Genomic DNA, 13,246 nt, shown 5'->3' with positions numbered 1-13,246 from the left:
GCTGCAATTCATGAACTCCCGAGTAGTACGGCCCTGAACGAAACACCGGCACAACGTAGGTGCCGACGCCGAGAGGTTGTTGGTCGAGTGAGGCGAAGCAAGGAAAGCTCCGCGGAGCAGCAGGCGCGGGGCAACTTCACGCCGCCGGCACGCATGGTGACGGCGCCCGCCGAGGTGCCCGTGACGCCCCCGGCCCCCAGCGGCAAGGGGAGCTCCAGCAAGCTGTCCCCGCGCAACTGGCGGGTACCGACCAAGCTGAACGCGATCCTCCTCATACCCGTGCTCGTCGGCCTGGTCATGGGCGGCTTCCAGGTGAACGGGGCGATCAACACCTGGCAGGAGGCGCAGAACGCCGAGAAGACGGCGCTGATCGTGCGCGCCGCCTCGGAGTACAGCCAGGCGCTGCTCGACGAGCGTGACCTGACCGCCGCTCCCCTGCTGACGGCCAAGTCCGCCGAGGACCGCAAGAGCGACGAGGTGACGAAGGCGTACGCCGCCACCGACGCCGCCAAGGTCAAGTTCGACGAGGCCATCAAGAACATGCCGGAGGGCGAGGGCCTCGAGCGCCGCCTGCGGCTGTTCCAGGACGAGGAGCCCAAGCTCGAGCAGCTCCGGAAGGTCGCGTACACCACGGCCCTCGACCCGGTGAACACCCAGCTCGGCTACACCGGCGTCCAGCACTACCTGATGGAGTTCTCCAACGAGCTCGGTCTCGGCACGACCAACGTGACCGCCTACGGCCGTACGCTCTACGCCATCCAGCTCGCCAAGGGCGCCGCGTCGCTCCAGCGCTCGATCGGCACCCAGCTCCTGGTCCGGCCCAGCAAGACCGACGCGGTCTTCGCCCAGCAGTCGGTGGCGCTGAACTCGTACAACTACCTGGAGCAGATCGCCCTCGGCGAGTACAACTCCGGCGGTACCCAGGCGGACGTCGACCGGCTGAAGCAGGTCATGGCCGGCAAGGCCGCCGAGGGTGAGAAGAAGATGCAGGCGGCAGGCATCACCCTGCCCAAGGGCCCCGACGGCTCCGTCTTCACCGGAATGGCCAAGGAGATCGGCTCCGCCAAGGACGCCGACGCGATCGCGGACCTTCAGAAGAAGGGCATCACGCCCGAGACCTGGCTGGCCGTGGCGACCGGCAAGTTCGACGGCTACACCGAGATCGAGAAGGAGCTCGTCGACAAGGCCGTGGCCGAGGCCGCCGACATCTCCTCGGACGCCCAGACCGACGCCTACGTCACCGGTGGCATCACCGTCGTCGCGCTCCTCGCCGCCTTCATCCTCGCCGGGATGATGGCCCGGCAGATGAGCCGCTCGATGCGCGAGCTGCGCACCGCCGCCTTCGCCGTCGCCGAGCAGCGCCTGCCGATGCTCGTCGACCAGCTCTCCCGGACCGAGCCGGGCCGGGTGGACACCCGTGTCCAGCCGATCCCGATCGACACCCAGGACGAGATCGGCGAAGTCGCCCGCGCCTTCGACCAGGTCCACCGCGAGGCCGTCCGGCTCGCCGCCGAGCAGGCCATGCTCCGGGGCAACGTCAACGCGATCTTCACCAACCTCTCGCGCCGCAACCAGTCGCTGATCGAGGGCCAGCTGACCCTCATCACCGACCTGGAGAACAACGAGGCCGACCCGGACCAGCTGGAGAACCTCTTCAAGCTGGACCACCTGGCCACCCGTATGCGCCGCAACGGCGAGAACCTCCTGGTCCTCGCCGGCGAGGAGCCGGGCCGCCGCTGGGACCAGCCGGTCCCCCTGGTCGACGTCATGCGCGCCGCCTCCTCCGAGGTGGAGCAGTACGAGCGCATCGAGCTGGCCGGTGTCCCGGAGGCCGAGATCCACGGCCAGGCCGTGACCGACCTCGTGCACCTGCTCGCCGAGCTCCTGGAGAACGCCACCACGTTCTCCTCCCCGCAGACCAAGGTCCGCGTCACCGCGACCCGACTGCCCGACGGCCGCGTGATGGTCGAGATCCACGACAAGGGCATCGGCCTCACCGCCGAGGACTTCGCGGACATCAACCACAAGCTGGCCAACCCGCCGACCGTGGACGCCGCCGTCTCGCAGCGCATGGGCCTGTTCGTGGTCGGCCGTCTGGCCGACCGGCATGGCATCCGCGTCCAGCTGCGCCCCTCGGGCGAGCAGGCCGGTACGACCTCGCTCGTCATGCTGCCGGACGCGATCACCCACGGTGGTGGTGGCGAGCAGCTGCCCGAGAACGACTTCACCGTCTCGCAGATCATCCCGCACCAGCAGCAGCACGCCTTCGAGCCGGTGCAGCCGCAGATGCGGACCGCCGCGGAGCTCGGCTTCGACGACTCCCGCTACGAGCAGCCGGCGGACGACCGCCAGCTCGACCCGGTGAACCGTTCGCTGCAGCGCGAGGAGCGCCGCGCGGCCCTGGAGTCGCAGGCGCACGGCGGTGAGCGTCCGCTGTTCCGCGACGAGGTCGACCCCGCGCACCAGGGCTACGCGCCCCAGGAGCAGGAGTACGGCCAGCAGGACTACGGGCAGCAGCAGGAGTACGGGCAGCAGGGTCAGGAGTACGCCCAGGAGTACGCGGGCGACTACGGCCAGCCCCAGCAGGCCCAGCAGCACGACGGTTACGACTACTCCCAGCAGGGCTACGACGGCTACGGCCAGCCCGCCGGCGGCTACCCCGAGAACGGCTATGCGGAATCCGGTTACCCGGATCGTGAGGCCGACCAGGGGGCGTACCAGCACGGCTACGAGCCCCAGGGCCAGCAGGCCGAGTGGCCCGGTCAGGGCGCGTATCAGGGCGGCTACGAGCAGAGCTACGGAGCGGAAGCGGAATCTGTTCCCAGCGCTCCCGAACCGGCCGCCGAACGCGTAGGCTTCGACCGTCCGGGTTCGACTCCGAACCCCACCCCGGACGCCGGCCACGCGCTGACCGACGCCGGTCTGCCGCGCCGCGGCAGCACCGCCGGGCAGGGCCCGCAGCCCACGCGGCAGACGGCCCAGCAGCCGGTGCAGCCTCCGGTCCAGGAGACGGCGCAGGCCCGGCAGAACGAAGCCGACGGTTCCGACGAATGGCGCTCGACGAACGACGAGCGCTGGCAGCGGGCCGAGAAGCTCCGCGACCCGAAGGCCGGCGGGGTCACCTCCTCCGGACTTCCGAAGCGGGTTCCCAAGGCCAACCTGGTCGAGGGCACGGCGGAGCAGACCCCGCAGGGCGGCCCTCAGGTCTCCCGATCCCCCGAGGACGTCCGGGGCAGGTTGAGCAACCTGCGCCGCGGTGTCCAGCAGGGACGCAGCGCGGGAACGGACACGAACGGATCGGGCCTCGGCCCGGGCAGTACCTACAACCAGGAGCGTTAGTGTGAGCATGAGCCAGGCGGCGCAGAATCTGAACTGGTTGATCACCAACTTCGTGGACAACACCCCCGGGGTGTCCCACACGGTGGTGGTCTCCGCCGACGGACTCCTGCTGGCGATGTCCGAGGGGTTCCCCCGGGACCGTGCCGACCAGCTGGCGGCCGTCGCCTCCGGGCTGACCTCGCTGACCGCGGGCGCGTCCCGCATCTTCGAGGGCGGCGCGGTCAACCAGACCGTCGTGGAGATGGAGCGCGGCTTCCTCTTCATCATGTCGATCTCGGACGGCTCCTCGCTGGCCGTGCTCGCGCACCCGGAGGCCGACATCGGTCTCGTGGGCTACGAGATGGCTCTGCTGGTCGACCGTGCGGGCAGTGTCCTGACTCCTGACCTCCGGGCGGAACTTCAGGGAAGTCTTCTCAACTAACAGACAGACAGTGCGTTTCACGCCACCGCACCGTAAGGTGCGGTGGCGCGGCTCCACAGGGACATGGACCGCGAGGCAGTCGGAGGAGGAGACGTGGGGACACCCCCGGGCGGACACCCGTACAACGGTTTTGACGCGCACGCGCAGGCAGACGGCACGGCGCAGAACCGGTTCAACTTCCCCTCTGCCCCCAGCAGACAGGGCGTCCAGCAGCCCTACCAGCACCCGCAGGCGCAGCAGCAGCCGACGGGTGGGCCCGCTGCCCAGCGGAACCCGGGCGGCGCGCGCGGTGGCCAGAGCGGGAGCGGGAACCACAACCCGCTCGTGCGCCCTTACGCCATGACCGGCGGCCGGACCCGGCCGCGATACCAGCTCGCCATCGAGGCGCTGGTCAGTACGACGGCCGATCCGGCCCGGCTGCAGGGGCAGTTGCCCGAGCACCAGCGGATCTGCCGGCTGTGCTTCGAGATCAAGTCGGTCGCCGAGATCTCGGCACTTCTCTCCATTCCCCTCGGCGTAGCCCGGATTCTCGTCGCCGACCTGGCGGAGGCCGGACTTGTCGCCATCCACCAGCCCGGCGGCGACGAGGCCGCCGGCGGTCAGCCAGACGTGACACTGCTCGAAAGGGTGCTCAGTGGACTTCGCAAGCTCTAGCGGCGGCGCGGCCCGTTCAACCACCAGCGCGAAGATCGTGGTGGCGGGTGGCTTCGGCGTGGGCAAGACCACGTTCGTCGGCGCCGTCTCGGAGATCAACCCGCTGCGTACCGAGGCCGTCATGACGTCTGCGTCCGCGGGCATCGACGACCTCACGCACACCGGCGACAAGACGACGACGACTGTCGCGATGGACTTCGGCCGTATCACCCTGGACCAGGACCTGATCCTGTACCTCTTCGGTACGCCGGGTCAGGACCGCTTCTGGTTCATGTGGGACGACCTCGTGCGCGGTGCCATCGGCGCCGTCGTCCTGGTCGACACGCGCCGTCTCGCCGACTGCTTCCCCGCGGTCGACTACTTCGAGAACAGCGGCCTGCCGTTCGTCATCGCGCTCAACGGGTTCGACGGCCACCAGCCGTACAACCCGGAGGAGGTCCGCGAGGCCCTCCAGATCGGCCCGGACACGCCGATCATCACCACCGACGCCCGCCACCGCGCGGACGCCAAGAGCGCGCTGATCACGCTCGTGGAGCACGCGCTGATGGCCCGCCTGCGGTAGGCCTCCGCCGGTCAGCCCGTACGAAAGGGCCCGCCGCACCGTCTCGGTGCCGCGGGCCCTTCGTCGTACCCGGAACGGGGCGGCGGTACGACGGAACCGGTCGGCCGTACGACGGAAACCGGTCGGCGGTACGGCGAAGGCCCCGTCTCCGGGGGGAGACGGGGCCTTCGTCGTGCTGCGGGTCAGCGCCAGCTGTGCGGGGCGCGGAAGCCGTTCTCGCGCTCCAGGCGGCGCCAGCCGGCCGTGGAGCGGCCGGACGGCGTGGAGTCGTCCGCGGGCTGGGCGGCGGCGCGGGCGAGGAGGACGGCGGTGATCGCGGCCAGCTCCTCGGGGTCGGCGTGGCCCTTCTCGACACGGAGAAGGTTGGCTGTGGCAGGCGTGGTCACTTGGGTGGGCTCCTCTTACTGAGGCGGGTTGCCGTGCTTGCGGGACGGCAGGTCGGCGTGCTTGGTGCGGAGCATGGCGAGGGACCTGATGAGGACCTCCCGCGTCTCTACGGGGTCGATCACGTCGTCGACCAGTCCGCGCTCCGCCGCGTAGTAGGGGTGCATCAGCTCGGCCTTGTACTCCTTGACCATGCGCGTCCGCATGGCGTCGGAGTCCTCGGCCTCGGCGATCTGCTTGCGGAAGATGACGTTGGCGGCACCTTCGGCGCCCATCACCGCAATCTCGTTGGTCGGCCAGGCGTACGTCAGGTCGGCGCCGATGGACTGGGAGTCCATGACGATGTAGGCACCGCCGTACGCCTTGCGCAGGATCAGGCTGATCCGGGGCACGGTCGCGTTGCAGTACGCGTACAGCAGCTTCGCGCCGTGGCGGATGATTCCACCGTGCTCCTGGTCGACGCCGGGCAGGAAGCCGGGCACGTCCAAAAGAGTGACGATCGGGATATTGAAAGCATCGCACATCTGGACGAAACGGGCGGCCTTCTCCGAGGCCTCGATGTCCAGGACACCCGCGAGGGACTGCGGCTGGTTGGCGACGATGCCGACGACCTGGCCGTCGAGACGGGCCAGGGCGCAGATGATGTTGCGGGCCCAGCGCTCGTGGATCTCGAGGTAGTCGCCTTCGTCGACGAGCTCCTCGATCACCTTGTGCATGTCGTACGGGCGGTTGCCGTCGGCCGGGACCAGGTCGAGCAGGACGTCCGAGCGGCGGTCCGCCGGGTCCTCGGAGGCCACGGTCGGCGGGTTCTCGCGGTTGTTCTGCGGCAGCATCGACAGGAGGTAGCGCACCTCGGCGATGCAGGTCTCCTCGTCGTCGTACGCGAAGTGCGCGACGCCGCTGGTCTCGGCGTGCACGTCCGCGCCGCCGAGGCCGTTCTGGGTGATCTCCTCGCCGGTGACCGCCTTGACGACGTCCGGTCCGGTGATGAACATCTGCGAGGTCTCACGGACCATGAAGACGAAGTCCGTGAGGGCCGGGCTGTACGCGGCGCCGCCGGCGCACGGGCCGAGCATCACCGAGATCTGCGGGATGACGCCCGAGGCGCGGGTGTTGCGCTGGAAGATGCCGCCGTAACCGGCGAGGGCGGAGACGCCCTCCTGGATACGGGCGCCGGCGCCGTCGTTGAGGGAGACCAGCGGCGCACCGGACGCGATGGCCATGTCCATGATCTTGTGGATCTTGGTGGCGTGGGCCTCGCCGAGGGCGCCGCCGAAGATCCGGAAGTCGTGCGCGTAGACGAAGACCGTACGGCCCTCGACCGTGCCCCAGCCGGTGATGACACCGTCGGTGTACGGCTTCTTGGCCTCCAGGCCGAAGCCCTGCGCGCGGTGCCGGCGCAGCTGCTCGACCTCGTTGAAGGAACCGGCGTCGAGCAGCAGCTCGATGCGCTCGCGAGCGGTGAGCTTGCCCTTGGCGTGCTGCGCCTCGGTCGCCCGCTCGCTCGGCCCGCGCCGGGCCTCCTCGCGCAGGGCGTGCAGCTCGGCCACACGGCCTCGGGCGTCGGTCGGCTCGCTCGGGATCTGGTCCACAACGGTCATGTACTGACCCTACGAAGTCGACCAAGGAAATCCCGCCGTCGACTCCGTACAGTCTCCTGAGCCGAATCCTGGTGGAGTAAGACAGAACCGGGATCGATACGGACCGAGTCGACAGCCGGAGGGCCCTTCCCTTTGTGGGTTCTCCACATAGGCGTCGGCTGTGGACGTCGGGCGCCCCACCGTACCCGTACAGGTGCGGTGGGGCGCCCTTCGCCCGTACTCCGGTCAGCCGGCGCAGTGGAAGCGCGCGTTCCCCCAATCCGCGTGGTCGTTGCCGTTGCCGTCGCCGCCGTCGCCCGCCACCAGCTCGACGTAGGCGGCTCCGGTGACGTCGGCGGTGAGCGACCAGGCCGGGTCCGTCGCCTTCAGGACCGGGGACGCGACCTTCTCCGTACCGTCGGCGAGGACGCTGAACCTGACCGTGCCGCGCGTGGTCTGGACGTCGTCCACGCCCACCTCGGCGGTGAGGGAGGTGCACTTCCCGCCCAGGTAGTAGCGGACCTTGGCCGGGGCGTGGGTGCCCAGGCCCTTCGCGTACGTCACGCCGCCGATCTTGAGCGGGGAGCCGTCGCCGGTGCCGGTCTCGCCGTTGGAGCCGTCGCGTTCGACCGGCCCCCAGCCGTTCGTGGCGGAGGTCCACTCCAGGTCGCTCGCCCAGCTGTCGGCGGTGGGCGCCGGGGGCAGCGTGCGGACCGTGGTGGCGGCGGTCAGCTTCCGCGCCTCTCCCCCGACGGTGTACGTGAGCGTGGAGCCGAGGGCGTACGGCTGGTGGGCGGCGTCCGCCGGGGGTGTGACCTGCCAGGTCGCGGTCGCCCTGGCGCCTGCGGCGACCGTGCCGAGGGCCACCGGGGCGGCCGGTTCGGCGGTCCAGCCCGCGGGCAGCTCCAGGGCGGCCGAGGCTCCGGAGACGGCGGCGCTCTCGTCGTTGGTGAAGGTGGCGGTGACCTGGTTCGGACGGCCCGGCTCCAGGGTCTCCGGGGCGGCGAGCGCGAGCGTGCCGCAGGCGGCCTTCTCGGGCGCGGGGCCGAGGTCGGTGACGGTGAAGCCGTCGAGCACGAAGTCGGCGCCGTCGGGGGCGTCGGCGCGCTTGCGCAGCCCGGTCCAGGTGTCGCCGCAGCCGGCGGTCACGGTCTCGGAGAAGTGCCCGGTGGTGCGCTGCTGTCCGAGCGGCGTACGGCGGGTCTCCACCGAGGTCCCGTCCGCACGGTCGTAGCCGGTGACCCACTCGTAGGCGCCCGCGTGGCTGGACTGGTGGTCGTACGCGATCCGGTAGCTGTGCCCGTCCTTCATCGGGACCGTCCAGGGCGCGGTGCGGTAGACCAGACCGCTGTTCTCGTCGTGCGACTTCAGCGACTCGGCGCCGCCGACGACGTCGTCGACGAGCTTTCCGTTCCAGCCGGACTGGGTGTACGGGGCGTGGAGCTGGGCGATGTGGGTGCGGGGGTCGGTCGTACCGCCGGAGTCGCCCTTGAGGAAGGGGCCCCAGCCCTGGTCGACGGCCTCGAAGTCCTCGTACACGAGGGCGCCGGGCTTGGTGGCGGGGTTGTTCGCGACGATCCGGACGTCGTCGATCCGGACGCCGGCGTCGGAGCCGCTCGCGGCCTGGACCTTGAGGGTGGTGGAGCCGCCGGCGGGCGCGGTGAAGGTGACCTTGGCGCGCTGGAGGCGGGTGCCGTTCCAGTCGGAGGCGGCGACCCGGTCCTCGACGGCCGAGCGCTCCACGGTGACGGACCTCCCGCCGATGGAGAGCGTGGTCGGGCGGGTCTTGCCGGGCTCGACCTCGATCAGCGCGGAGGCGGTGTAGCGGGTGCCGGGGGTGAGGCCGGTGATCCGCTGCTGGACGGAGGCGGCGGCGGACCCGGTGAGCGCGGCGCTGTTGCGGCCCTGGTCGTCGGTGTCACGGGCGACCGTGCCGGTCTTGGACCAGGCCCGCAGCCGCTCGTCGTTGAAGCCGGGGTCGTCGACCGGGGTGCCCTGGCCCCAGCGCGGGTCGCGGGGCTCAGGGGCGCGGTCGGGGTAGAGGACGTAGGGCTGACCGGCGACGGCGTCGAGCGTGATCGTCCCGTCGACCGGCCGGACGGTCGCGGCCTTCACGCGGCCGTTGTCGGTGAGCTTGTGGACGGTGTACGAGCGGGCGCCGGCGGGCACGGCCCAGGTCGTCCGCCCGCCGCTCTTGTTGTAGTGGTACAGCTTCTTCCCGCCGTCCCAGGGCAGGAGGTAGTTCTCGCCGTCGAGGACCTTGCGGCCGTTCTCGTAGAACGTGCGGCGGCCGTCCTCGACGGTGCCGCGCACCCCGCCGGTGAAGGTGAGGTCGTTGCCGTTCCAGCGGGTGATCCTCTCCTGCTGGAGGTACTTGGCGGGCAGGTTCTTCTGCCAGATGTTGGCGTAGAAGTGGTTCCAGTCGGTCTCGCCGGTCCAGCCCTCGAAGTCCTCCAGGGCGGTCTGGCCGAGGACCGGGTGGTTGTTCCAGACGTCCTTCTCGCCGTTGCGGATGAAGCGGACGATCTGGGAGTTGAGGCCCTTGTTGGTGGCGCCGCCGTAGTTCAGGTCGTTGGCCCAGTGGGACCAGAGCGAGGCCCGCTCGAACTTCTCCGACCACTCGGTGGCGACGTTCCAGCCCTGCCCCTGCACGGCCTGCATCGTCTTGTCGGCGATCCAGCCGTGCGTGTAGTAGACGTCGATGTAGAGCATCGACAGGTTCGGGTCCGTCTCGTCGCGGAGCTGCTGGAAGCGGCGGGCGAGGTCGCCGCTGTTGATGTCCCGGCGCTGGTCGATGTAGTAGCTCTGGTTCAGCCAGTTCCAGCCCGGCCTGGTCTTGTCGACGAGCGTCTCGCTGAAGTTCTTGGCCTCGGGGTACGACTCGGTGGCGTTGACGTGGACGCCGAAGCCCGCGCCCCACTTCTTGCCCTCCTTCAGGAGGGTGTTGAGGTCGGCGAGGCCGCCGGCGCGCTTGTTGTAGTTGCCGCCGTAGTCGGGGTGCGCGGAGTCGTGGCCCTCGGAGCCGTACCCCTTGAGCAGCGCGAACTGGCCGAGTCCGTCGGTGGCCAGCGAGATCCGCTTGACGTCGTCGAGGGTGCGCAGGAAGGGGTGGGTGGCGTTGGAGGCGAAGTTGAACGGGATGTGGGCGATCACCCGGTCCGGAGTCGCGTCGCCGCCCGGGGCCTTGATCCCGATGGCGGGGAAGGCGAGCGCGCCGTCCTGCCAGTCGGTCCTCCCGTCGGCGTTGGCGTCGGGTGTGACGACGACCTTGGCCCAGGGGAGGTTCGCGCCGCTCTCGGGGGCGGGGGCGCCCTCGCCCCGGTAGGTCCACTGGCCCGACCAGACGCCGACCCGGGTCTCGGTGCCGTTCCTGCGGGCCTGGTGCCAGAAGCGGGCGCCGTCGCGGGCGCTCTGGCCGGAGGGCTTGTCGTACGAGGAGTTGGACTCGACGGCGGCGGCGAGGGAGCCGGTGTTGACGATCGCGTAGCTCGCGCCGGTGGCGGTGGCCTCGGCGGGGGTGGCGTCGGTGATGTCGGCGAAGACGTCGGCGGTACGGGTGGAGTCGGGATCGAGCCGGGTGAAGGCGGTCTCGGCGCCGGCGTCGGAGGAGCCGACGGAGACCAGGTCGTGGCCGGGTATGTCGATCGTGCCGACGCGGAAGGCCTCGGTGTCGCGGACGGCGGTGACCTTGAAGGTGGTGGCCCGGCCGCTGACGCTCAGGCGCGCGTCGATCTCGACGCCCGGCAGGTCCGGGAAGGCCAGGGTGTACGCGGCGGAGGTGCCGGTCAGGACGGGGGCGCCGGTGACGCGGACGGCGTGGGCGGTGCCGTTGAGGACGACCTGGGTGACCGGGGCCGTACTGCCGAGGAGGCGGGCGCCGGTGGCGCGGTCCGTGTACGAGAGGACGCGCGGGAAGTCCTGGGCGACGACGACGGAGAGCCGGTCGGAGCGGATGAGGCTCTCGGCGGTGGCGTCCGCGGCGCTCTCCTCCTGCGCGAGGGCAGGTCCGGACAGGGCGAACACGGCGGACGACGCTGCGGCGAGCGCGCAGGCGGCACGGATTCTTCGCGACTTGGGGAGGGGCATGGGGACTAGTTGGGCCCGTGCGGCGGGCACCGTCAACGAGATCGCGGCCCAGGGGCCCCGGCAGTCCAAGAACCGCGTGCGGTTAGTCCAAGCGGGTGGACATCTCGCGGATCCTCACCAGAGATGTTGAAAGTTGAACGGAATAGCGCTACGGTGGTTCTCGTTGAAGGTTCAACGAACTGGAAACCGGGTCCGGACCCCCTCCGGCACCCCTCCGGAACTCCGTCCCCCAAGGAGCACGTCATGGGCATCTTCGGCCGCAAGACCAACGACACCGCCGTCGCCGTCGCCACCCTCCCCGTCGACCCGGCGCTCGCCGGCCTGACCGGTCAGTACACGATCGACCCGGCGCACAGCAGCATCGGCTTCACCGTCCGTCACGCGATGGTCACCAACGTGCGCGGCTCCTTCGCCGAGCACGAGGGCACGCTGAACCTGGACGGCTCGAACCCGGGCGCCTCCTCCGCCTCGATCGACGTCAAGATCGCCTCGATCGACACCGGCATCGGCGACCGTGACGGCCACCTGCGCAGCGGCGACTTCTTCGACGCCGAGCAGTTCCCGCTGATGACCTTCCGCTCGACGGAGGCGGCGCAGCTGGGCGGCGACAAGTACCGCCTGACCGGAGACCTGACGATCAAGGACGTCACGAAGCCGCTCTCCATCGACCTGGAGTTCAACGGCACCGCCACGGACCCCTACGGCAACGAGCGCGTCGGCTTCGAGGGCTCGGCCGAGATCCTCCGCTCCGACTGGGGCCTGACCTGGAACGCGGCGCTGGAGACCGGTGGCGTGATGGTCAGCGACAAGGTGAAGCTGAACTTCGACATCTCCGCGATCAAGGCCGCCGCCTGATCCTTCGCGGCCTCCGCGGCCCGTACACACGAGCGCGCCCGCCTCTCCGTTCCGACGGAGGGCGGGCGCTCGGCGTTGCGGCGGCGCGAGGGCGTTGTCAGTGGTGGCCGCTAGCGTCGGGGGCATGGAATTCCGTATCGACAGCAGTGAGTTGACCGACGCCGTGGCCTGGGCCGCGCGGGTGCTTCCGGCGCGGTCGCCCGTGCCCGTCCTGGGCGGGCTGCTTCTGGAGGTGAGAGAGGGGCGGCTGCGGATCTCCGGGCTCGACTACGAGGCGTCGGCGCGCATCGACGTCGAGGCGGAGACCGTGCGGGAGGGCCGGGCGCTGGTGCTCGGGCGGCGGCTGCTCGACATCTGCAAGGTGCTGCCCAAGGGGCCGGTGGAGGGCGCGATCGAGGGGGCGCGGCTCTCGGTGACGGGCGGGGACGCCCGCTTCGGGCTCTCGCTGCTGCCGCTGGACGACTATCCGGCGCAGCCGGAACTGCCCGCGTTCCGGGGCGTGGTGGAGGCCGAGGCCTTCGCGGCGGCGGTCGGGCAGGTGGCCGTGGCGGCCGGCCGGGACGACTCGCTGCCGGTGCTCACGGGGATCCGCCTTGCCCTGGACGGTACGACGATGACGCTGGCCGCGACCGACCGGTACCGGTACGCGGTGCGGACGCTGGAGTGGAAGCCGGAGGGCGACGGCGAGACCGGGGCCGATGTCGTCGTGCCCGCGCGGCGGCTGACCGAGATCGCCCGCTCGCTCGCCTCGGCCGCGGGGACGGTCCGGCTCGCCCTCGACGGCGGCTCGATCGGCTTCGAGAGCGAGGGGACGCGCACGACGACCCGGCTGCTCGACGGCCGACTCCCCCGCCACGACAAGCTGTTCTCGCTCGGCGAGCACGCCGTCGCCGTGACGGAGCGGGCGCCGCTGGTCGAGGCCGTGAAGCGGGTCGCGGTGGTCGCGGAGGGCGACAGCCCGGTCCAGCTCTCCTTCACCGGCGACGCCGTGCACCTCCAGGCCGGGTACGAGGACGACATCGCCTCGCAGCGGCTCGCGGCGGCCTTGGAGGGGGCGGAGACGATGACCGTCGCGTTCAACCCCGGGTATCTGCTCGACGCGCTCGGCTCCTTCGACACCGACTCCGTACGCCTCCACCTGCTCGGCCCCGGCCAGCGCGCCCTGATCACGGACCGGGCGGACGGGATCCACCAGCACCTGCTGATGTCGGTGAAGCCCCTGGTGTGAGCCCGCCGGTCCCTGGCGGGCCGGGCGTGCCGGGGGGTGACGGCCACTGCCCCGACTGGAGTCCACGAGTGGTGGACGTCTCCCCGCGCGCCCAGGCTGGCGTACGCAGTGCCCGTCCCGGCGACACGGGGCGGGCC

General features: G+C 70.8%; 9 protein-coding genes. 6 read left to right on the top strand and 3 right to left on the bottom strand.

Annotation, left to right across the window (positions count from 1 at the left end):
- Positions 1 to 87: 87 nt before the first annotated feature.
- From ACWCO8_RS31455 to ACWCO8_RS31440, 4 genes are all read left to right on the top strand, one after another.
- Positions 88 to 3,339 (top strand): nitrate- and nitrite sensing domain-containing protein, encoded by a 3,252-nt coding sequence (locus tag ACWCO8_RS31455; protein ID WP_451035103.1) that lies wholly within the window; start codon positions 88 to 90, stop codon positions 3,337 to 3,339.
- A gap of 7 nt (positions 3,340 to 3,346) precedes the next feature.
- The gene (locus ACWCO8_RS31450; RefSeq protein WP_005311461.1) at positions 3,347 to 3,760 is read left to right on the top strand and encodes a roadblock/LC7 domain-containing protein; all 414 of its coding nucleotides are present in this window, start codon (positions 3,347 to 3,349) and stop codon (positions 3,758 to 3,760) included.
- Between the two features lie 93 nt (positions 3,761 to 3,853).
- The gene (locus ACWCO8_RS31445) at positions 3,854 to 4,414 is read left to right on the top strand and encodes a DUF742 domain-containing protein (RefSeq protein WP_451035102.1); all 561 of its coding nucleotides are present in this window, start codon (positions 3,854 to 3,856) and stop codon (positions 4,412 to 4,414) included.
- Positions 4,395 to 4,976: a GTP-binding protein gene (locus tag ACWCO8_RS31440; RefSeq protein WP_050791473.1), complete on the top strand. Its 582-nt coding sequence runs from the start codon at positions 4,395 to 4,397 to the stop codon at positions 4,974 to 4,976. The genes ACWCO8_RS31445 and ACWCO8_RS31440 overlap by 20 nt, the downstream gene beginning before the upstream one ends.
- Positions 4,977 to 5,158: 182 nt before the next feature.
- On the opposite strand, the gene ACWCO8_RS31435 is transcribed toward ACWCO8_RS31440, so the two are convergent.
- From ACWCO8_RS31435 to ACWCO8_RS31425, 3 genes are all read right to left on the bottom strand, one after another.
- Complete coding sequence (locus ACWCO8_RS31435) at positions 5,159 to 5,362, bottom strand: acyl-CoA carboxylase subunit epsilon (RefSeq protein WP_362003489.1); 204 nt, start codon at positions 5,360 to 5,362, stop codon at positions 5,159 to 5,161.
- Between the two features lie 15 nt (positions 5,363 to 5,377).
- Positions 5,378 to 6,961 (bottom strand): acyl-CoA carboxylase subunit beta, encoded by a 1,584-nt coding sequence (locus ACWCO8_RS31430; RefSeq protein ID WP_451035101.1) that lies wholly within the window; start codon positions 6,959 to 6,961, stop codon positions 5,378 to 5,380.
- Between the two features lie 225 nt (positions 6,962 to 7,186).
- Positions 7,187 to 11,026, bottom strand: coding sequence for an endo-alpha-N-acetylgalactosaminidase family protein (locus ACWCO8_RS31425; protein ID WP_451035100.1), 3,840 nt, complete (start codon positions 11,024 to 11,026; stop codon positions 7,187 to 7,189).
- Positions 11,027 to 11,269: 243 nt separating this feature from the next.
- On the opposite strand from ACWCO8_RS31425, the gene ACWCO8_RS31420 reads away from it, so the two are divergent.
- Both ACWCO8_RS31420 and dnaN read left to right on the top strand, forming a co-directional pair.
- Positions 11,270 to 11,881 carry a YceI family protein gene (locus tag ACWCO8_RS31420; protein WP_362003495.1) on the top strand — a complete coding sequence of 204 codons (612 nt, stop codon included), beginning with the start codon at positions 11,270 to 11,272 and terminating at the stop codon, positions 11,879 to 11,881.
- 124 nt (positions 11,882 to 12,005) lie between these two features.
- Positions 12,006 to 13,109, top strand: a complete 1,104-nt coding sequence (dnaN, locus tag ACWCO8_RS31415; RefSeq protein ID WP_451035099.1) for a DNA polymerase III subunit beta — start codon at positions 12,006 to 12,008, stop codon at positions 13,107 to 13,109.
- The last annotated feature ends 137 nt before the right edge of the window (positions 13,110 to 13,246 follow it).

The sequence above is a fragment of the Streptomyces sp. NPDC001927 genome, from assembly GCF_053594455.1.
This window is presented reverse-complemented; position numbering and strand designations above follow the sequence as displayed.